Genomic DNA, 21,368 nt, shown 5'->3' on the forward strand with positions numbered 1-21,368 from the left:
TCAAAATTTTGAAAGACATCCAACGATTATCATCTTTCCCAAGACAGAACTTCGGTAAATAATCAAAATCGGGAACAAGTGTGGTTAGCGGGCATTCACGCTCTGCATGAATTAAATCACACAAAAACAAGCGCTTGCAATAGTTCTGGTGGTTAGAAGATCGAATCGTGCAAGCGACAGGAGTACAAATGGGTCACGAAATGAGCGGTCAGGGCCGATTAACGACGCATGTCCTTGATACGGTCAGTGGTAAACCAGCTGCAAATCTCCGTATTGAATTGCGCCGCATCGAGAATCGGCAGGCAGAAATCTTGCGCGAAATCCGCACCAATGCGGATGGTCGCTGCGATGAGCCGTTGCTTGCAGGTGATGCGCTGCATAAAGGCTCTTATGAGTTGCTTTTCCATGTCGGCGAATATTTCGGCAAAAGCGCAGATGTGATCCCGTTTCTGGATGTGGTGCCGCTACGCTTTGGCATTTCTGACGAAAAGGCGCATTATCATGTGCCGCTGCTGGTTTCGCCATTTTCCTATTCAACCTATCGCGGGAGTTAAGCGATATGGGCCAAGCCGTTAGACATACACTCCGCTTTCTGCTGAATGGCGAGACGGTTGAACTCGACCGCGTTTCGCCGACCGAAACTCTGCTTGATTATCTGCGTCTTTCGGCCAAGCTGCGCGGCAGCAAAGAAGGCTGCGGCGAAGGCGATTGTGGTGCCTGCACCGTGCTGGTCGGCAAGATCGTGGATGATGAACTAATCTATGAAAGCGTGAATGCCTGTATCCGTTTTGTCGGCTCGCTGGATGCCACGCATGTCGTGACCATCGAGCATCTGCGCGGCTCCGACGGTGGCCTGCATCCGGTGCAAAAGGCGATGATCGATTTTCACGGCTCGCAATGCGGCTTCTGCACACCGGGCTTTGTCATGTCGCTTTATGCGCTCTGGATGCGCAATCCAAAGCCCGCCGACGCACAGATTGAAAAGGCATTGCAAGGCAATCTCTGCCGTTGCACCGGCTACGAAGCGATCATGCGTGCAGCGCGTGCGATTTCCGATTATGGCACGCTGGCTGATGATCCACTTGCGGCTGAACGCGCCTATGTCATCAGCCAGCTCAGCGCTTTACGCGATGGCGCGCGGGTTGAGGTTGGGAGCGGAAAAGACCGTCTGGTTGTGCCTGCCGATCTCGATGATTTTGCCACTGTTTATGCAGCTGAAGCCAAGGCCACAATCGTTGCCGGTTCAACCGATGTTGGCCTTTGGGTCACCAAGATGATGCGCGATATTTCGCCGGTGGTCTTCATCGGCCATCTCAATGAACTGCGGACCATCAGCGAAAATGACGGTGTTATCAGCATCGGTGCGGGCGTCACTTACACGGAAGCCTTTTCGTTTCTGGCAAAACGCATTCCGGCGCTGGGAAGTCTCATCAATCGCATTGGCGGCGAGCAGGTGCGCAACATGGGCACCATCGGCGGCAACATCGCCAATGGTTCGCCGATTGGCGACACGCCACCGCCATTGATCGCGCTTGATGCAAAGCTGACGCTTCGCAAGGGAACAGAACGCCGGACGATCCGGCTTGAAGACTATTTCATCGCCTATGGCAAACAGGATCGTCATCTGGGCGAGTTTGTAGAGGCCGTCCATGTGCCCGTGCCGCTTGAAGGCAGTCAGTTTGCCATTCACAAGATCTCCAAGCGTTTTGAAGAGGACATCACCGCAACGCTTGGTGCTTTCCACCTGATGCTCGATGCGCAAAATAACGTCGCATCCATCCGCATTGCCTATGGCGGTATGGCCGCCACACCAAAGCGGGCGCTGAATGTGGAGGCAGCCCTTCTTGGCAAGCCGTGGAATGAGGCGACAGTTGAAGCAGCACTCGAAGCCTACTGCCTTGATTATCAGCCTCTGAGCGATATGCGTGCGACAGCTGAATACCGTCTGCTGGTCGCAAAAAATCTGCTCCGCCGGTTCTATGCTGAAACGCAAGGCGAGAGCGAACCTTTGCGTAAACCAAACGTTGTCGCTGCATAAGGAGGATGACATGAACAAGCATCCTGCAAACGCAATCAAAGCGGCCCGCATCAAGGGTGGCGTCGCGAGTGATCAGCGTCATGATTCAGCCCATAAACATGTGACGGGCGAAGCGGTTTATATCGACGATATCCCGGAACCCGAAGGCACGCTGCATATCGGCGTTGGTTTCTCAACAGTCGCCCATGCTAAAATCACAGACATTGATTTGTCGGCAGTGCGCGCTGCACCCGGTGTCGTTGATGTGCTGACTTATAAAGACGTGCCGGGCGAAAACGATGTTTCGCCATCGGGCATGCATGACGATCCGATTTTCGCGGTGGATAGCGTACAGTTTCACGGTCAGCCGATCTTCGCGGTTGTTGCCCGCACGCGCGATCAGGCGCGCCGTGCAGCGCGTCTTGCCAAAATCGACTATGAGGAAATGCCGGGCCTGTTCTCCATTTCCGGTCTCGATGGCACCAGGGACAAGCTGGTTTTCACGCCGCTGACGTTGAACCGTGGCGATGCGCGCAAAGCCATTGACGACGCCCCGCGCAAGGTCAAAGCCCGGATGAAAATCGGCGGGCAGGATCACTTCTATCTCGAAGGGCAGGCTTCACTCGCTATCCCCGGCGAAGATGAAGACGTGACCATCTATTGTTCCACACAAGGCCCAAGCGAAACCCAGCATCTGGTTGCCCATGCGCTCGGTGTGCCGAGCCATTCGGTGACGGTCGAAGTGCGGCGTATGGGTGGCGGTTTTGGCGGCAAGGAAACGCAGGCCAATCAATGGGCGGCTATGGCCGCGATCGCAGCCAAAAAGCACAAGCGTGCGGTCAAAATCCGGCTCGATCGTGATGAGGATATGACCTCAACTGGCAAGCGTCACGATTTCATGGTCGATTACGAAGTGGGCTTTGACGACGAGGGCAATATCCTCGGCGTCGATTATCTCTTTGCACTGAATGCCGGTTTCTCTGCCGACCTGTCCGGTCCGGTTGGCGACCGCGCGCTGTTTCATTGCGACAATGCCTATTTCTTCCCGGCCGTTCATGCGCAGTCGGCACCGCTTTATACGAATACCGTGTCCAACACGGCATTCCGTGGTTTTGGTGGTCCGCAGGGCATGGTGGGTGCTGAGCGCGTGATCGAGGAAGTGGCTTTTGCTGTTGGCAAAGACCCGCTCGAAATCCGCAAGCGTAACTTCTACGATGCCATGGGCACGGACGGCACGCGCAATGTGACGCCCTATCACCAGAAGGTGGAAGACTGCATCATTCAGCGCATTGTGGCCGAGCTTGAAGAAAGCGCTGATTACGCGAAGCGCCGCGAGGCAATCCGCGAATTCAACGCGAAAAGCCGTTTCGTCAAACGCGGCATGTCACTGACGCCGGTGAAATTCGGCATCTCCTTTACCAAGACAGAATCCAATCAGGCCGGCGCGCTGGTGCATGTCTATAATGACGGCTCGGTGCATATGAACCATGGTGGCACCGAGATGGGGCAGGGGCTTCATCTGAAAGTTGCTCAGGTCGTGGCTGAAGAATTCCAGATTGATCTTGATCGCGTAAAAATCACCGCAACAACCACCGCGAAAGTGCCGAACACAGCACCAACAGCAGCATCGTCAGGCGCTGACTTGAACGGTATGGCCGCACAGGATGCCGCGCGTCAGATCAAGAAGCGCCTTCTTCATTTTGCAGCCCAGCAATATCAGGTGCCGGAAGATCAGGTGGTCTTCCTGCCAAACCGCATCCGCGTCGGCAATCAGGAAGTCAGCTTCAACGATCTGGTCAAACAGGCCTATATCGGGCGCGTACAACTTTCAGCATCGGGTCATTACAAGACGCCGAAAATCCACTGGGATCGCGCCAAAGGCAAAGGCCACGCCTTCTATTATTATGCCTATGGCGCTGCTTGTTCAGAAGTTTCCGTTGATATATTGACCGGCGAATATGTGGTCGAGCGTACCGATATTCTGCATGATACGGGTCGCTCGCTGAACCGTGCCATTGATATTGGTCAGATCGAAGGTGGCTTCGTGCAGGGCATGGGCTGGCTGACGACGGAAGAGCTTGTCTGGGACGACAAGGGACGGCTGCGCACCCATGCGCCATCGACCTATAAAATCCCGCTGGCCTCTGATCGTCCGAAGATTTTCAATGTGGCGCTGACCGACTGGTCGGAGGCTTACGAGCCGACGATCCACCGCTCCAAGGCCGTGGGTGAACCGCCGCTACCGCATGGCATGTCTGTGCTTTTTGCGCTTTCCGATGCAGTGGCCAGCGTTGCCGATCACAAGATCAGTCCGCGCCTTGATGCACCGGCAACGCCGGAGCGCGTTCTGATGGCAATCGAGCGGCTGCGGAGTCAGAAAGGCTAATCTTATGCTGGGCAGGCGGGACGACATAAGGGCGTTTCTGAATAAGCGGCCCGATAGTGTTCTGATCGAAGTCACTGATGTCAGAGGTTCTGCCCCGCGCGATGCAGGCGCTTGGATGCTTGTTGCCCGCGATATGATTTTCCGCACCATTGGCGGCGGGCAGCTCGAATATATGGCAATCGACCATGCCCGGAAGATTTTAGCGGGCGGCAAAGATTCCCCGATGGATGTTCCTCTTGGCCCCGAGATTGGCCAATGCTGTGGCGGTCGCGTTGCCTTGGGCTTCAAACGCGTAAACCGTGGCCTTGCAGAAGATCTTGTTGCCAAAGTCGATGCCGAAATAGCCACTCGTCCGCATGTCTATGTCTTTGGCGCTGGCCATGTTGGTGATGCGCTCGCCTATGCGCTGTCGCTGACACCTGTACGCGTTATTCTGGTCGATACGCGGGAAGCGGAACTGATGCAATTCCAGGCAAAGTGGGGACCGGTTTTCCGTCCGGAATTGCAGGGAAACTATAAATTGGTTGATGCGCCGGGCGTTGAAACCTGCCTTACAGCCATGCCTGAACAGGTGGTGCGCTCTGCTCCACCGGCAAGCGCATTTATCGTGCTGACCCACGACCATGCGCTTGATTTTCTGATCGTGGCCGAGGCTTTGCAGCGCCGTGATGCCGTTTATGTCGGCATGATTGGCTCAAAAACCAAAAAAGCCACTTTCAAAAATTGGTTGAAAAACGAATTTGGCAACTCTGATCTGTTTGAAAGTCTTGTCTGTCCGGTTGGTGGTGCGATCGTCAAAGACAAGCGCCCGGAAGTCATTGCCGCGCTGGCTGCGGCAGAGGTTCTGACCGCCGTTCTCACCTCCAGTAATGTTTTGCAGAGCGTTTAAGCCAATATTTCCCTGATCATTCGCTGGCAGCGTTCTGTCATGAAATCGATAATCAGGCGCACTTTCGGATCCTGAAAACGCTTATGCGGGTAGATCGCCGCAAGCTGAATTGATGCTGGCGGTGTGCTCTCAAGAATCGGCACCAACCGCCCGTCACGGATATATTCCTTCACCTCAAACAGCGGCTTATTGATGATTCCGCGTCCGCCGAGCGCCCATTGCGTCAATACGTCGCCATCGTCAGAGTCATAGGGTCCAGTGACTTCAAATTTGCGAAGACCATCGGGTGTTTGCAGCGACCAATAATATTCTTTCGAGCCGGGAAAGCGTAGCAAAAGACAATCATGTTTGTCACCCAGCAACTCATCGGGCGACTGTGGTGTGCCATGTTTTTCCAGATATGCGGGTGCAGCACAGATCACACGCTCGCAGTTTAAAATGCCGCGCATCCGCAGATTAGAGTTTTCCAGAACGCCGAGTTTGAACGCAACATCGACGCTTTCGCTCATGATATCGATCTCGTGGTCAGATAGTCGCAGGCGCACTTCTATGTCCGGATATTTGTCGTGAAACTCCGGAATTCCCGATGCAATCAGCCTTCGGCCCAGTCCCAGAGGGGCGGTAATTCGAATCGAACCTTTTGGATTTTTGGCCAATTCTGCCACTGCCGCCTCGGCCTCATCGACCGCTTCGAGTATCTTGATTGCACCATCATAAAAGATGCGGCCATGCTCGGTTGGGGTCAGTTTGCGTGTCGTTCTGTTGAAGAGCCGAACGCCCAAATGTTTCTCCAACTCCTTGATTCGATTGCTTGCAACGGCAGGAGAGGCGCGCTGGTCGCGACCTGCCGCCGACAGATTTCCCAATTCGACAACGCGCACAAATACACGCAGATTATCAAGGTAAGACATGCGTACGTTCCACCATTGTATAGTTTTTTTTGAAAGTGATGGTCTTGATGCGACGTTCACACAGGCGCAAAGCTTTGGCAAATACTAAACTAACAAAATATGGGAACTAAGAATGGGAGTGCCGCATGTATGATCTTGCCGTGGCCTGGGACTGGCTGGGCTTCGCTGCGCGGTGGCTACACGTCGTCACTGCAATTGCGTGGATCGGCTCGTCTTTCTATTTTATCGCGCTCGACCTTGGCCTGCGCCAGCGTCCCGGCTTGCCTGCTGGTGCGCATGGCGAGGAGTGGCAGGTCCATGGCGGTGGTTTCTATCACATCCAGAAATATCTGGTCGCACCTGCCGAGATGCCTGAACATCTGACTTGGTTCAAATGGGAATCCTACGCCACATGGTTGTCGGGCTTCACGCTTCTCTGCATCGTCTATTATGCGGGCGCTGATCTTTATCTGGTCGATCCGAATGTGCTCGATGTCTCAGCCCCCACCGCAATTGCTATTTCGATTGCGTCGCTGGCCTTTGGCTGGATTGCTTATAACACCATCTGCAAGCTGATGCTGGGTAAGAGCGATACGCTTCTGATGATCATCCTCTACGCCATATTGGTGTTCATGGCCTGGGGCTATACGCATCTGTTTACGGGTCGCGCCGCCTTCCTGCATCTCGGCGCCTTCACCGCGACGATCATGTCTGCCAACGTGTTCATGGTGATCATTCCAAACCAGAAAATCGTGGTGGCCGATCTCATCGCCGGTCGCAAACCCGACCCGAAATACGGCAAGATTGCCAAGCAGCGCTCAACGCATAACAACTATCTGACGCTGCCGGTCCTGTTCCTGATGCTCTCGAACCACTACCCGCTGGCATTTGGCACCGAGTTCAACTGGATTATTGCCTCGCTGGTGTTTTTGATGGGTGTCACGATCCGTCATTGGTTCAACACCCGTCATGCCCGCAAAGGCAATCCGACATGGACATGGCTTGTCACGGTTGTGCTGTTCATCATCATCATGTGGCTGTCGACTGTGCCGAAAATCCTCACAGGCGAGCCGGAAGAACAGAAAATTTCATCGCTACAGCAGAGTTTCATCTCGGACCCGCACTTTGATAAGGTGCGGGATACCGTTCTCGGACGCTGTGCGATGTGCCACGCCAAAGAACCAGGCTGGGAAGGCATCATCGCGCCGCCAAAGGGCGTCGTGCTTGAAAATGATAGGGAAATCGCGGCACATGCCCGCGAAATCTATTTGCAGGCTGGTCGTTCCCATGCCATGCCGCCTGCCAATGTGACCGGCGTAAGCAATGAGGAGCGCAAGCTTCTTGCTTCCTGGTATGAATCTGCGACTGCTGGAGCAAAGCAACAATGACCAAACTTCTCATCCGTGGCCGCGTGCTGAGTTTTCGTGAAGAACCGCAAGCTTTGGATGACGCTCAATCCTATCACTATATCGAAGATGGTGCCGTGCTGGTTGAAAATGGCCGCATCGCGCGCCTTGGCGACTATGCCGATGTGAGCGCCGGAGTGGGCCATGATGTTGCGGTGGCCGACCATCGTCCGCATCTCATTCTGCCGGGTTTCATCGACACACATATCCACTACCCGCAGACGCAGGTTATCGCGTCCTATGCCGCCAATCTTCTTGAATGGCTCAACACCTATACATTCGTGGCAGAGCAGAAATTCGCCGATGAGCAGCACGCGGAATTTATCGCTGAGCGCTTTCTGGACGAGTTGATCCGCCATGGCACAACGACCGCCGTCGCCTATTGCTCGGTGCATCCGCAGAGCGTCGATGCCTATTTCCGCGCCTCGCAACATCGCAATATGCGTATGCTGGGCGGCAAGGTGATGATGGACCGCAACGCGCCACCAGCACTCTGCGACACGGCAAAATCCGGCTATGATGACAGCAAGCAACTGATCGCGCGCTGGAACGGCAAAGGCCGCCTTGACTATGTGATTACCCCACGTTTCGCGATCACCTCGACGCCGCAACAGCTCGAAGCCAGTCAGGCGCTGGCCATTGAGCATCCTGAATGTTTCATCCAGACGCATCTTTCGGAAAATCACGAAGAGATCGAATTCACGAAATCGCTCTATCCGAATGCCCCCGATTATCTTGGCATCTATGAGCAATATGGACTTCTGGGCCAGAAGACTTTGCTTGGCCATTCCATCCATCTTGAAGAACGCGAAGTGAAGGTAATGGCTGAGACCGGCTCGGTTGCCGTTTTCTGCCCAACCTCAAACCTGTTTCTGGGTTCCGGCCTCTTCGACCGTGATCGTCTGAAAGCATCCGGCGTGCGCATGGCCGTGGCGACGGATGTCGGCGGTGGCACCAGCTTCTCGATGCTGCGCACACTGGACGAGGGTTACAAGGTTCTGCAATTGCGCGGCAACCGTCTCAATCCGTTCCAGTCGTTCTATATGATGACGCTCGGCAATGCGCGTGCGCTATCGATGGAAGACAAGATCGGCACGCTCGATGAGGGCACCGAGGCCGATATTGTGGTGCTCGATTCTTCCGCGACATCGCCGATGCGCCTGCGCATGGCAGCGGGCGCAACGCTTGAACAGGAATTGTTCCTGCTGCAAACGCTGGGTGATGACCGCGCAATTGTCGAAACCTATGTGGCTGGCAAACCGTTGAAGGCCGAGTTGGTCTAAAGCTCTTCGGGCCGTTTGCCGCCCATCGCATGGGTCAGATCATCGGCTGTAGACCGGATCAGCGGTCCAAGCTCTTCAAGCTTTTGCCGGGGCAAACGCACGGCAGGGCCGGACACGGAAATGCCAGCAATCGCTTCGCCATATTCGTTGAAAATGGGCGCCGCGATGCAGCACATGCCGAGTGTGTGTTCTTCATCATCAATCGACCAGCCGCGTGTGCGGGTTACCTGAATATCTTTGAGCAGTGCAGGCAGTGTATCATGTGTGCGCTGCGTAAACTGCTCAAGCGCTTTGCCTGAAATCATGCGCGCAATCTCAGTATCCGACCATGTGGAGAGAACGGCCTTGCCGATGCCGGAGGCATGGATCGGTCCGCGCCGCCCGGGACGGAAGAAAGCGCGCATAGGCGCATGGCTCTCGACCTGCGAGATAAACACCACATCGCCACCATCTTCGATGCCAATATTGGCGGTCTCGCCACTCGCTTCCATCAAAGATTTGAGATAGGGCCGCGCCAGAGTGCCTAGCTTGCGGAAACGGCGAAACGCATTGCCGATTTCAAACGCCTTCACACCAATTGTCCAGTCGCCGCTTTCCAGATCATGCGAAACCATGCCGTGATTGGCGAGCGAGGTCAGAAGTCGGTGCACCGTGGACGGTGCCATGCCACTGGCGTAAGCGAGATCGGTCAGTGTCGACCCATCATTGTCGGCAATCAGCGCCAGAAGCTTGAGACTGCGATCCAGAACCTGAACAGATGAAGGCGCTGCATTTTCCGCAGCCTTGCGACCCCGTTTTGCTTTTGCCTGTTCCATAAGCCGCCTCCGATTCCCTACTCACTCATCACTACCGCATCAACGTTCCATCTGAAAGTGCATGCTGATTATCTCCATTTCGTTGAAAATCTTTATTTCCATATAATGGTATGCATTTCCATTTTTATAGAATAGCTTTTGAATATGGATTAGTTTTCCGTTGGAGGAGATCAACATGGCCAGAATGCGTGCAGTCGATGCAGCCATACTTGTGCTGGAAAAAGAAGGAATCGATTGTGCGTTCGGCGTTCCGGGCGCTGCGATCAATCCGTTTTATTCGGCAATGAAAGCGCGAGGTTCGATCCGTCACATTCTGGCGCGTCATGTTGAGGGTGCTTCGCATATGGCGGAAGGCTATACCCGCGCAAAACACGGCAATATTGGCCTGTGCATTGGCACATCCGGCCCGGCTGGCACTGATATGATTACGGGTCTTTATTCGGCCTCTGCCGATTCTATTCCAATCCTCTGCGTCACAGGCCAGGCCCCCCGCGCGCGCCTCGACAAAGAGGACTTTCAGGCAGTCGATATTGCCAAGATCGCAGCCCCCGTCACCAAATGGGCGGTTACGGTTATGGAGCCAGCACTGGTGCCTTTTGTCTTTCAAAAGGCCTTTCATATCATGAAGTCGGGCCGCCCCGGCCCGGTGCTGATCGATCTGCCGATCGATGTCCAACTCGCCGAAATCGAGTTTGACATCGATACCTATCAGCCGATGGAGGCATGCAAGCCGTCGGCCACCCGCGCACAGGCCGAAAAAGCAATGGCCATGCTGAACGATGCGGAACATCCGCTGATCGTTGCAGGCGGTGGCATTATCAACGCCGATGCGTCTGATCTTCTAGTTGAATTTGCCGAGATCACCGGCATTCCCGTTATCCCGACCCTGATGGGCTGGGGCGTTATTCCTGATGATCATCGCCTGATGGCGGGTATGTGCGGCCTTCAAACCGCGCATCGCTATGGCAATGCCACGCTGTTGGCTTCTGATATGGTGATCGGCATTGGGAACCGCTGGGCCAATCGTCATACCGGCAATGTCGAAACCTATAAGAAAGATCGCAAGTTCATTCATATTGATATTGAACCCACGCAAATTGGTCGTGTGTTTGCACCGGATTTCGGCATTGTTTCAGATGCGGGCAAAGCGCTCAAACTGCTGCTGGATGTCGCCACCGAATGGAAAACCGCAGGCAAGCTGCGCGATTGGTCCGGTTGGGCGCAGGAATGCGCGATCCGCAAGAAAACCATGCTGCGCAAGACACATTTTGATCAGACACCGTTGAAACCGCAGCGCGTTTATGAGGAAATGAACCGGGCATTTGGCCGCGATACTTGCTATGTCACGACCATCGGTCTGAGCCAGATTGCCGGTGCGCAGTTCCTGCATGTCTATCGCCCGCGCAACTGGATCAATTGCGGTCAGGCTGGTCCCTTGGGTTGGACTTTGCCAGCGGCACTTGGGGTTCGCGCAGCCGATCCGCATCGCCCGATTGTTGCCCTGTCGGGTGACTATGATTTCCAGTTCATGATTGAAGAGCTGGCGGTCGGCGCACAGCACAAGCTGCCTTACATTCATGTGGTCGTGAACAATTCCTATCTCGGCCTCATTCGTCAGGCGCAGCGCGGCTTCAATATGGATTTCGAGGTCAGCCTGGCCTTTGATAACATCAATGCATCGGGCGATGCCGAAAAAGGCTATGGCGTTGATCATGTGGCGGTTGCCGAGGGGCTGGGCTGCAAAGCGCTCCGGGTGCGAAGCCCGAACCAGTTTGCCGAGAGTTTTGAACAGGCAAAGGCGCTGATGAACGAACATCAGGTGCCGGTTGTGCTTGAATTCATTCTCGAACGTGTCACCAATATCTCCATGGGAGCCGACATCGATCAGGTTGTCGAGTTTGAGGAACTGGCCGAGCGTGGCGAAGATGCGCCAACCGCAATCGCAATGCTTTTGGACTAATGAGAGCAATTGCAGGGAAAGTGTGAAGCGGTTTTCCGTTCGCAATTGCGAAGAAAAATGAGAGGGAGGCGGAAATGCCAAGATTTGCAGCCAATCTGACGATGCTTTTCAATGAAGTGCCGTTTATGGATCGCTTTGCACTTGCAGCGAAAGCGGGTTTCAAAGGGGTGGAATATCTCTTTCCTTATGACTTCAATCGTCATGAGCTGAAGGCAGCGCTGGACCGTCATCATCTGGCACAGGTGCTGCACAATCTTCCCGCAGGCAACTGGGCTGGTGGCGAGCGCGGCATTGCGGTTCTGCCGGATCGGATTGATGAATTCCGCCGTGGTGTTGCCGATGCGATTGATTATGCGACCACGCTCAACTGCTCGCAGGTGAATTGCCTTGCAGGGCTTGCGCCGCAAGGTGTCGATCGGGACGTGCTGCGCGCAACTTTTGTGAGCAATCTTCGGCTTGCCGCACGCGAATTCGGCAAGCACGGCATTCGTCTGCTGATCGAGCCGATCAACCACTACGACATGCCGGGCTTTTATCTCAACACGGTCGAACAGGCCGTGTCGATCATCGACGAGGTGGGCAGCAATAACCTGTTCATTCAATATGATCTTTATCACCAGCAGCGCACGCGCGGTGAATTGGTTGCCACTTATGAGCGCTACAAGCCGCTGATTGCGCATATTCAGCTTGCCGATAATCCGGGCCGTAACGAGCCGGGCACCGGTGAGATCAACTATCCTTATGTGTTCGAAGCGCTGAAAGCGGCTGGCTATACGGGCTGGGTCGGCTGCGAATACAAGCCAAAGACCACCACTGAAGAAGGGCTTGGCTGGTTCAAACAGGATGAAGCCGAACGGCTTACTGCATAGGGAGATTTGTTATGGCTAAAATTGGCTTCATCGGGCTTGGGATCATGGGCAAGCCAATGGCGCAGCATTTGCAAAATGCAGGCCATCAGCTTTTCACCTCCAGGCATTCAAAGGCACCCGATAAGGATTTGCTGGATGCAGGGCTGAGCGTACTCGACACCCCAAAAGCGGTCGCGAGCGAATGCGAAACCATCATTCTCATGCTGCCAGATACGCCGCAAGTGGCAGACGTTCTGTTCAGCGAAAATGGCGTTGCGGAAGGTTTGGGCGAGGGTAAGACGCTCATTGATATGAGCTCGATCTCGCCGATTGAAACCAAGGAATTTGCCAAGAAAGTCCGCGCGACGGGTGCGGAATATATCGACGCGCCTGTGTCGGGCGGCGAAGTCGGTGCGAAAAATGCCAGCCTGTCCATCATGGCAGGCGGTGCGCAGGACGCTTTTGACAAGGCGCTGCCACTGTTGAAGCTGATGGGTAAAAACATCACGCTGGTTGGCGATTGCGGTGATGGCCAGACCACCAAGGTCGCCAATCAGATTATCGTTGCGCTCAATATCGAAGCCGTTGCCGAAGCGCTGGTTTTTGCGTCCAAAGCGGGGGCTGATCCGGCAAAGGTGCGTGAAGCGCTGATGGGTGGGTTCGCGTCCTCGCGTATTCTCGAAGTGCATGGCGAGCGCATGATCAAGCGGACATTTGATCCTGGGTTTCGCATTGCGCTGCATCAGAAGGATTTGAATCTGGCCTTGCAGGGCGCAAAGGCGCTCGGCGTCTCATTGCCAAACACTGCGAACGCACAGGAATTGTTCAACGCCTGTGCCGCACACGGCGATGACGGTCTCGATCATTCCGGGCTGGTGCGCGCATTGGAACGCATGGCAAACCACGAGGTGGCTTAACTCTTGCTGAGGGGAGAAGATGGAGCTGGCGATCTGGAGGAGATGGCTGGCTCCATTGCTTTTATATGCGCAGCCCGAAATACTGCGCGTAAACGAAAATGAACAATGGGAATCGCATGACGGCCATCACCGATCCGAAAAAATTTCTGACCAGTCTGTTTGATGCAGCGGTTGCGGCTGCTGATCCTGAACTGGTGATCCGCGCCAATCTGCCTGCCAAGCCCAAAGGCCGGACGATTGTGATCGGTGCAGGCAAAGGCTCGGCGCAGATGGCAGCCGCCTTTGAGCGCGCATGGGCTGAGCGGCATGCGGGTGAGGATGCGCCCATCGAAGGCGTTGTCGTGACGCGTTATGGCTATGGCGCACCTTGCAACACGATTGAGATCATCGAAGCCTCGCATCCCGTGCCCGATGATGCGGGTCTCGCTGCATCAAAACGACTGTTCGATGCCGTGGCTAACCTCACGGAAGACGATCTGGTGGTCGCGCTTATTTCGGGCGGAGGTTCTGCTTTGTTGCCATCGCCGCCCGAAGGTCTGACACTGGACGACGAGATTGCCGTCAACAAAGCTTTGCTTGCCTCTGGTGCACCGATCTCGGCCATGAATGCAGTGCGAAAACATCTCTCGATCATCAAAGGCGGGAGGCTGGCAGCGCACGCACATCCGGCCAAAGTCTTCTCGCTGGTGGTGTCTGACATTCCGGGCGACAATCCGGCCTTTGTCGCCTCCGGCCCGACGGTACCTGATGCAACGAACCGCGACGAAGCGCTTAAAATTATCGAACGCTACAGACTTGAACTCCCTGATGCGGTGCTTGCGTATATCAAAAGCGAGAAGGCGCATGCACCAAAGCCCGATGATAAAATCTTTGCTAATAACGAAGTGCGGGTGATCGCGTCAGCAGCCGTTTCGCTCGAAGCAGCTGTCAAAGAAGCGCAGCGCCATGGGGTTGAGGCAGTGATCCTGTCTGATTCCATCGAAGGTGAGGCGCGCGAAGTCGCCCATGTTCATGCCGCAATTGCACGGGAAGTGGCAGATCGTGATCGCCCGTTTAAAAAGCCGGTCGTGTTGCTTTCCGGCGGTGAAACGACCGTCACCATCCGTGCCAAAGGCGGCAAGGGTGGCCGCAACAGCGAGTTTCTGCTGGCTTTCGCGCTCGATATTGACGGCTACAGCAATATTCACGCTCTAGCTGCGGATACGGATGGCATTGATGGCTCCGAGAATAATGCCGGTGCCTTTGCCGATGGCACAACCGCTGCGCGTTTGCGTGATGCGGGCGAAGATGGTGCTGCACGGCTGAACGCTAATGATGCCTGGAGCGCATTTGATGCCATTGGCGATCTGTTCATGCCGGGGCCAACTGGCACCAATGTGAATGATCTGCGCGCTATTCTGATAACAGATTAGCGCTCAAGCAAAGGGGAGGGGTGTTAAGTTATAACGACTCAGAATCCCTGTCCGGGATTCTGTTATAACGATTCATCCTTCTTTGCGGGAAAGCGGTCGTCATCGATCAAAATGCGGTTGGCGGCTCCGTCGAGGTCTTCATACTGGCCGTTTTTCAACGACCATAAAAATCCGGCAAGGCCCAGAACACCCAGGCCAAGCGCGATTGGAATAAGCAAAAGCAGTCCGCTCATTTATGCGCTTCCTTGAGAACGACAGCGGGTGCGACGCTGTTTTGCACCGGCTGTTTTTGCTTCCCGGCTCTAAGCCGCATGGCGTTGCTCACAACGACAATCGATGACAGCGACATGGAAAGTGCTGCCACCAGTGGTGTGACATAGCCGAAAATCGCAATCGGCACAGCTATTATATTATAGCCGATGGACAGTGCAAAATTCTGGCTGATTAACCAGCCTGCTTCTTTTGACACGGCAAAAGCCAGCGGTACTGCTGCAAGGCTTTCACGCAGGAATACGAAGTCGGCGGCGTTGCGGCCAATATCGGCAGCGGTTGCGGGTGCCATGGAAACATGCGCTGCAACAAGGGCAGGAGCGTCATTCAACCCGTCGCCGACCATCAGCACCTTGCGGCCTTCTGCGGTAAGGCTTTGCACAAGCTGCGCTTTATCGGCTGGAAGAACTTCACCCCGATATTGATCAACACCAAGATAGGCTGCAAGCTTTTTAACGGCAGGCAGTTTGTCGCCGGAAATAATCTCAAGCTTCAAACCATTGCGCTTTAGCGTACCAATCGCGGCGGCTGCATCTTCGCGCGGCTGATCTTCAAAGCGGAAGGTTTCTGCCAGTTTTCCATTGATTGAAAGACAGGTTTCAGGGCCATCTGAAAGAGCCGTATTCCTATTGCTGTCGGCCCATTCGCGTTTGCCGAGCCGATAGGTGGTGCCATTCAGTTCGGCCTCAATGCCAGCGCCGGGTATTTCCTCAATCCGTGTAAAAGGCGTCATTGGCTTTGCGCCTGAAAACAATGCCAGCGCCCGCGATAATGGATGACGCGAATAAAGAGACAGCTCCGATGCAATCTCAAGATGGCTTGGATTGATGCGCTCCGCATCGATCAGACGGGGCTGACCGAGCGTCAGTGTGCCGGTCTTGTCGAACACGGCAGTATCGACTTCCGCCATGCGCTCCATCGCCGAGCCGTCCTTGATCATGATGCCGTTTTCAAACAGACGACGCGCTGCCACCACCTGCACGATGGGTACGGCCAGCGCCAGCGCACAGGGGCAGGTAATGATCAGCGTGCAGATCGCAATATAGATCGAGCGATACCAGTCGCCGCCCGTATAAATCATCCAGCCGACAAAAGCCGCAAAGGCAATTGTGTGGACCATTGGCACGTAAAGTTCCGAGGCACGATCCGCGAGGCGGCGATAATAGGCGCGTCCACCTTCGGCCACATCCATCAGACGCACCATTTCAGCGAGGAAGGAATCCTTTGCTTCGGCGGTCGCACGAATGACGAGTGGCGCAGAGAGGTTCATCGTTCCGGCGCGAATATCCGAGCCGGGACCAACAGGAACCGCGTCGCTTTCGCCGGATGCAATTGCGCAATCGAGTTCCGAACGCCCATCTTCGACCTTGGCGTCAACCGGCACACGTTCGCCTGCGGCTAGAATAATGCGCATGCCGGGCCGGATTTCATTGACTGGCAGATAGTTGCGCTCGTCATTTTCGCCGATCACGACCGCACCACGCGGGCTTAATTGCGCCAGACCACGCACCGCAGAACGTGCACGTGCACGCATCAGATAGTCGAGCGTACGGCCAATCAGCAGGAAGAACAAGAGCGAAACAGAGGCGTCGAAATAGGCGTGTTCGCCATGGTTCATTGTTTCATAAACGCTCATGCCGAAGGCAAGCGAGATTGCGAGCGCAATCGGCACATCCATATTGACGCGGCGTGTGCGAAGGGCATTCCACGCGGAAACATAGAAAATACGGCCCGAATAAATCAGTGTTGGCAGCGCGATCAGACCGGAAATCCAGTGGAACATATCGCGGGTCGCGGCATCCGCGCCCGACCAGACCGCAACCGACAACAGCATCACATTGCTAGATGCGAAGGCTGCAACGCCAAGCGCAATCAGCAGCCGCGTGAAGGTCGGGTCTTTGTCCTGCACCATATCGAATATATGGGCTTCATAACCGAGGCGGCGAAGCGGGTCGACGACATCGGGCGGTGTCTCGCCATCCTTCCAGCGAATGCTGACGCGGCGGGCCGTCAGATTGACGCGAACAAAAGAAACGCCCGGAATTTTGCCGAGCGTCTCTTCAATGGTTTTGATGCAGAGTCCGCAATGAACGCCGGGAACCGAAAGGTCGAGCTGGCGCAGACCATCACCAAGCCTGCGACTGGCGACGAGCATCTCATCGGGCGAAACAGACTGGATGACTGTGGCTATCTGTGCATTTTCAACGCAGCAGCTCATAAAATCCTCCCGTCCTTCACCAGAACACGAATGATGTGACGATAGGGGTCTTCAAGACCATAATCGTCCTTTGCGTCAGCATTCACTTCCATGATCCACGCCCCGTCATCAAGCGTCAGCGGAGCAGTCAGCAGACCATCGTCTGCGACTGAGAGGCTCACTTTGGTGTCCTGGGCATCGCCCACAGGGCGCTTGAATTCGACTGTGCCGCCCGTCATTACAACAGCCTTGCCATCACGATCAGCAAGACGCCATGAGAATATGCCTTCTTCCAAGGCGGGCTGTGACTGCCAGCCAAGGGCTGCCTGTATTTTCCCGGTCTCGGCCTTGTCGTTGAACTCCTGACTGGCAACATAGGTGTTCTTGACGACAAGTCCGCTCCAGCTGCTGACCGCCTTATAGGCCATGGTCATATTGACGGCGATGATGACACCGAAGAAAGCGAACATGATGCCCAGCATATGCCAGCCGGTGAAGCCATTGGTGGTTTTTGATTTCACAGACATCATCTTTTCTCTCCTGTTAGTCCTGGCGCCATGAAGGTTGCTTTGTAGCGTGCATGTTCCGCACCGTCCGCGTCCCGCACTTCGATTTCATAGTCGGAGCGCTGCTCCGTAATGGCGTCTTGCGGCAGGGTTACAAAAACACGCAGCGTTTTCAGTCTGTCGGGTTCAACCGGCACATCATAATTGCCTTCTGCATCGACATTTTCATCCTGCACGGTCAGCGTTGCCCCCGGCAGGCCTTCAATCGAAAGACGGAAAGTGCGCGGAACCGGGATCATGTTCAGCAGCTTGACCGTATAACCATTGCGGATTGAACCATCCGACAACAGCACATATTGCGGTGTGCGGTCATGCAGAACATTGATACCAATACGCTGACGCATCGAAAGCGAGATGACGAGAGTCAGGCCGATGAGTGCCCAGACAATGAAATAGAAAAGAATGCGCGGACGCAGAATCTTTTTCCATGACAGGTGTTCAACCGCAGACGAAAGCGTGTTTGGTGTTTCATAAACCCGCGCCGGATTTGTTGGAGCCGTGCCGTTGTTGGTGGCCAGCGCCATGTTCCAATCATAATCGGCAAGCGTTGCATAGGAGATCAGCCCGCGTGGCTTTCCAACCTTGTCCATCACACTGTCGCAGGCATCGATGCACAGCGCACAGGTGATGCATTCGAGCTGCTGGCCATCGCGAATATCGATGCCCATCGGACAGGCGGCAACGCAGGCATTGCAATCCACGCAATCGCCAACCGTTTCTCCGGCTGCAATGGCCTTTTTGGAATGGCGGGAGCGGGGTTCGCCGCGCCAGTCATTATAGGTTACAGTCAGCGAGTTCTCATCAAGCATCGCAGCCTGAATGCGCGGCCATGGGCACATATAGGTGCAGACCTGCTCGCGCATCAGCCCGCCAAAAACATAGGTCGTAGCTGTCAGGATTGCGACAGTGATGTAAGCAATCGGAGCCGCATGCCCGGTGACAAAGTCGACCAGCAGGGTGGGAGCATCAGCAAAGTAGAAAATCCACGCGCCGCCCGTCAGCACTCCGATCAGCAACCAGATCGAATGCTTGGTCACACGCTTCCAGATTTTATCAAAGCTCCATGGTGCCTTGTCGAGCTTCATGCGGGCATTGCGATCGCCTTCAATGGCACGTTCCACCACAAGATAAAGGTCGACCCAGACTGTTTGTGGACAGGTATAGCCGCACCACGCACGGCCCGCCGCAGATGTCACCAGAAACAGACCAAGGCCCGCCATGATGAGCAGACCTGCAACATAATAAAATTCCTGTGGCCAGATTTCGATGAAGAAAAAATAGAAACGGCGATTGGCAAGATCAATCAGCACAGCCTGATCGGGCGCATAAGGTCCACGATCCCAACGCAGAAACGGCGTCAGATAATAGATCCCCAATGTGATGAACATGATGATCCATTTGAAGCGCCGGAAATTGCCGTGCACGCGCTTCGGAAAGACCTTTACCCGTGCCGCATAAAGCGACTTCCCGCTTTTGGGAAGCCGGGTCTTGGGGGAATTGACTGCCTGAACGTCTATCCGTTCGACATCGTCTGACATTTGCCTTGCTCCTCAAATACGATGCCGAAAAGACAGAAGCTGGCTTACCGGATGTGTCGCATTTGCAATGATTGAGAGCGGGGTGATGATTCGCCGTCCGTTCTTGTGCATTTTCTGGTGAACAGGTCCCGCTCCGCCGTCAGACCGGGACCCTATTTCAATGCGCTGACCCCGCTGCCGGGGGCAGCTTTTGCTATTCGCCGCCACCCAGGGAGTGGACGAAGATGGCAAGCTGCTTGACAGTTGCGTCGCCGAGGCGTGCTTCCCAGGCAGGCATCACACCATGTTTTGGACGCGCCACCTGCTTCGCAATGGCGTCTTCGCCCGATCCATAGAACCAGATGGCATCGGTCAGGTTCGGAGCGCCGAATTCCCGCAGGCCTTTGGCATCAGCGCCATGGCAGACCGCGCAGTTTTCAGCGAAAACCTGCTTGCCAGCCGGGATCATGTCCGGGTTGTGCGGGGTGCCGGAAAGGCTGACGACATAGGCCGCAACGTCACGAATCTGTTCCGGTTCAAGCACATCGACAAAGGCTGGCATTTCAGACACGCGGGTTTCATCGTCGGCTGTATAGCGAACACCATGGCGAATGGTCGTCAGGATGTCATCAACCGAACCACCCCATAGCCAGTCATCGTCATTGAGGTTTGGATAGCCCGGAGCGCCCTGTGCGCCGGTGCCATGACACTGCACACAGTTGACGCGGAAAGCTGCCGCACCGCCTGCAATTGCATATTGGCGCAGGTTTTCATCCGCGATGATCTCATGCACGTCTTTGGCATTGATCTGGTCCATAATGCCCTGACGCTCAGCGGCGATCTGGGCATTTTCTTTCCAGAAATCACCACGGCTCGACCATTCGGTGAGACCTGCTGTCGAGCTTGAGATCAGTGGCCAGGCTGGATATGCGATCACATAGGCAATCGCCCAGACGATAGTGGCATAGAAGGTCCACAGCCACCAGCGCGGCATGGGATTGTCGAGTTCCTTGATCCCGTCCCACTCATGGCCGGTGGTTTCGACGCCACTGACTTCATCGATCTGGACTTCATCAATCTTTTTGTCAGTCATTTTTGTCGTCCTTGAATGGAATCTCCTTCGCTTCATCGGCTTTCTTTTTACTTCCCGGGCGGAAAGCAAAAATCACCACGAAGACAAAGAACAGAGCCATTGCGAGCAGGCCCCAACTATCGGCGAAAGTGCGCAGGGTATTGTAATCCATGGCTGTTACTCCGCTTTATCGTGCTTTGGGGGACTGGTCGTAGGTCGAGAAGTCGACGAGCGTGCCGAGCATCTGGAGATAGGCGATCAGAGCGTCCATCTCGGAAATGACCTGCGGATTGCCGTCAAAGTCGCCAACTTTTGCCTTGGGGTAACGTTCGAGAAGGGCTGTTGTATCGGCGTCTGGCTCGGCCTGCGCTTTCAGATCAGCAAGCGCGTTATCGACCATCTCCTGCGTGTAAGGCACGCCAACAGCAACATTGGCTTTGAGATTGGCCGAAATGTCGCTGATCTTCAGCGGGTTGTTCAGCAGGAAGCCGTAATTCGGCATAACCGATTCCGGCACCACGTCACGCGGACGCACCAGATGCTGCACATGCCATTCGTTCGAATAGCGACCACCGACGCGCGCAAGGTCTGGCCCTGTGCGTTTCGAGCCCCACTGGAACGAATGGTCATACATGGATTCCGCCGCCAGGGAGTAATGACCATAACGCTCCACTTCGTCGCGGAACGGACGGATCATCTGGCTGTGGCAGAGATAGCAGCCTTCACGCACATAGATGTCGCGGCCCGCCAGTTCCAGCGGTGAATAGGGACGCATCCCTTCCACCTTCTCAATGGTATTTTCGAGATAGAACAGCGGTGCGATTTCCACGATGCCGCCCACAGTCACAACAGCCAGCGAGGCGATCAGCAACAGTGTTGCGTTTTTCTCCAGTTTGGAGTGGTTTTTCAGAAAAGACATCAAT

General features: G+C 55.0%; 19 protein-coding genes. 10 read left to right on the forward strand and 9 right to left on the reverse strand.

Translation table 11 applies throughout. The annotated features are described in order from the left end of the window. The first annotated feature begins 188 nt into the window (after positions 1–188). The 4 genes from uraH to xdhC are packed head-to-tail and all read left to right on the forward strand — an operon-like array spanning position 189 to position 5,292. Entirely contained in the window at positions 189–554 is a 366-nt protein-coding gene (gene uraH, locus U2P60_RS11530; RefSeq protein WP_413572742.1) for a hydroxyisourate hydrolase, read from the forward strand. A gap of 5 nt (positions 555–559) precedes the next feature. Further along, positions 560–2,038 carry a xanthine dehydrogenase small subunit gene (gene xdhA, locus U2P60_RS11535; RefSeq protein WP_413572744.1) on the forward strand — a complete coding sequence of 493 codons (1,479 nt, stop codon included), beginning with the start codon at positions 560–562 and terminating at the stop codon, positions 2,036–2,038. 10 nt (positions 2,039–2,048) lie between these two features. Next, positions 2,049–4,403, forward strand: a complete 2,355-nt coding sequence (gene xdhB / locus U2P60_RS11540) for a xanthine dehydrogenase molybdopterin binding subunit (protein WP_413572745.1) — start codon at positions 2,049–2,051, stop codon at positions 4,401–4,403. Positions 4,404–4,407: 4 nt separating this feature from the next. Then, the gene (gene xdhC / locus U2P60_RS11545) at positions 4,408–5,292 is read left to right on the forward strand and encodes a xanthine dehydrogenase accessory protein XdhC (protein ID WP_413572746.1); all 885 of its coding nucleotides are present in this window, start codon (positions 4,408–4,410) and stop codon (positions 5,290–5,292) included. On the opposite strand, the gene U2P60_RS11550 is transcribed toward xdhC, so the two are convergent. After that, complete coding sequence (locus tag U2P60_RS11550; protein ID WP_313827969.1) at positions 5,289–6,203, reverse strand: LysR family transcriptional regulator; 915 nt, start codon at positions 6,201–6,203, stop codon at positions 5,289–5,291. The two genes, xdhC and U2P60_RS11550, sit on opposite strands and share 4 nt — an antisense overlap. 125 nt (positions 6,204–6,328) lie before the next feature. Between U2P60_RS11550 and U2P60_RS11555 the strand changes: the two genes are divergently transcribed. Both U2P60_RS11555 and guaD read left to right on the forward strand, forming a co-directional pair. Next, positions 6,329–7,570 (forward strand): urate hydroxylase PuuD, encoded by a 1,242-nt coding sequence (locus tag U2P60_RS11555; RefSeq protein ID WP_413572747.1) that lies wholly within the window; start codon positions 6,329–6,331, stop codon positions 7,568–7,570. Continuing rightward, positions 7,567–8,871 carry a guanine deaminase gene (guaD, locus tag U2P60_RS11560; RefSeq protein ID WP_413572748.1) on the forward strand — a complete coding sequence of 435 codons (1,305 nt, stop codon included), beginning with the start codon at positions 7,567–7,569 and terminating at the stop codon, positions 8,869–8,871. The genes U2P60_RS11555 and guaD overlap by 4 nt, the downstream gene beginning before the upstream one ends. Here guaD and U2P60_RS11565 read toward each other — a convergent pair. Then, the gene (locus U2P60_RS11565) at positions 8,868–9,686 is read right to left on the reverse strand and encodes an IclR family transcriptional regulator (RefSeq protein ID WP_413572749.1); all 819 of its coding nucleotides are present in this window, start codon (positions 9,684–9,686) and stop codon (positions 8,868–8,870) included. The genes guaD and U2P60_RS11565 overlap by 4 nt on opposite strands. A 175-nt stretch (positions 9,687–9,861) precedes the next feature. On the opposite strand from U2P60_RS11565, the gene gcl reads away from it, so the two are divergent. The 4 genes from gcl to U2P60_RS11585 all read left to right on the forward strand — a co-directional run bounded on the left by gcl (position 9,862) and on the right by U2P60_RS11585 (position 14,823). After that, positions 9,862–11,646, forward strand: a complete 1,785-nt coding sequence (gene gcl / locus U2P60_RS11570) for a glyoxylate carboligase (protein ID WP_413572750.1) — start codon at positions 9,862–9,864, stop codon at positions 11,644–11,646. Positions 11,647–11,720: 74 nt separating this feature from the next. Further along, on the forward strand, positions 11,721–12,515 hold the full coding sequence (gene hyi, locus U2P60_RS11575; protein ID WP_413572751.1) for a hydroxypyruvate isomerase: 795 nt from the start codon (positions 11,721–11,723) through the stop codon (positions 12,513–12,515). Positions 12,516–12,526: 11 nt separating this feature from the next. Next, positions 12,527–13,411, forward strand: coding sequence for a 2-hydroxy-3-oxopropionate reductase (locus U2P60_RS11580; protein ID WP_413572752.1), 885 nt, complete (start codon positions 12,527–12,529; stop codon positions 13,409–13,411). 116 nt (positions 13,412–13,527) lie between these two features. Beyond that, positions 13,528–14,823, forward strand: a complete 1,296-nt coding sequence (locus U2P60_RS11585) for a glycerate kinase (RefSeq protein WP_413572753.1) — start codon at positions 13,528–13,530, stop codon at positions 14,821–14,823. Between the two features lie 62 nt (positions 14,824–14,885). Here U2P60_RS11585 and ccoS read toward each other — a convergent pair whose 3' ends face one another. The 7 genes from ccoS to ccoO all read right to left on the reverse strand — a co-directional run bounded on the left by ccoS (position 14,886) and on the right by ccoO (position 21,364). Then, complete coding sequence (gene ccoS / locus U2P60_RS11590; protein WP_313827978.1) at positions 14,886–15,056, reverse strand: cbb3-type cytochrome oxidase assembly protein CcoS; 171 nt, start codon at positions 15,054–15,056, stop codon at positions 14,886–14,888. After that, on the reverse strand, positions 15,053–17,311 hold the full coding sequence (locus U2P60_RS11595) for a cation-translocating P-type ATPase (RefSeq protein ID WP_413572754.1): 2,259 nt from the start codon (positions 17,309–17,311) through the stop codon (positions 15,053–15,055). The genes ccoS and U2P60_RS11595 overlap by 4 nt, the downstream gene beginning before the upstream one ends. Beyond that, complete coding sequence (locus U2P60_RS11600) at positions 17,308–17,817, reverse strand: FixH family protein (protein WP_313827980.1); 510 nt, start codon at positions 17,815–17,817, stop codon at positions 17,308–17,310. Before U2P60_RS11600 ends, U2P60_RS11595 begins: the two co-directional genes overlap by 4 nt. Further along, a complete protein-coding gene (gene ccoG, locus U2P60_RS11605; RefSeq protein WP_413572755.1) occupies positions 17,817–19,394 on the reverse strand; it encodes a cytochrome c oxidase accessory protein CcoG in 1,578 nt (525 codons plus the stop codon). Before ccoG ends, U2P60_RS11600 begins: the two co-directional genes overlap by 1 nt. A gap of 193 nt (positions 19,395–19,587) precedes the next feature. Continuing rightward, positions 19,588–20,466 (reverse strand): cytochrome-c oxidase, cbb3-type subunit III, encoded by an 879-nt coding sequence (gene ccoP / locus U2P60_RS11610; protein ID WP_313827982.1) that lies wholly within the window; start codon positions 20,464–20,466, stop codon positions 19,588–19,590. After that, a complete protein-coding gene (locus U2P60_RS11615; RefSeq protein WP_140904276.1) occupies positions 20,459–20,617 on the reverse strand; it encodes a cbb3-type cytochrome c oxidase subunit 3 in 159 nt (52 codons plus the stop codon). The genes ccoP and U2P60_RS11615 overlap by 8 nt, the downstream gene beginning before the upstream one ends. A gap of 15 nt (positions 20,618–20,632) precedes the next feature. Then, complete coding sequence (gene ccoO, locus U2P60_RS11620; protein ID WP_313827983.1) at positions 20,633–21,364, reverse strand: cytochrome-c oxidase, cbb3-type subunit II; 732 nt, start codon at positions 21,362–21,364, stop codon at positions 20,633–20,635. Between the last annotated feature and the right edge of the window lie 4 nt (positions 21,365–21,368).

This window comes from Brucella sp. H1_1004 (assembly GCF_047308065.1).
Classification (GTDB): Bacteria; Pseudomonadota; Alphaproteobacteria; order Rhizobiales; family Rhizobiaceae; genus Brucella; species Brucella pseudogrignonensis_B.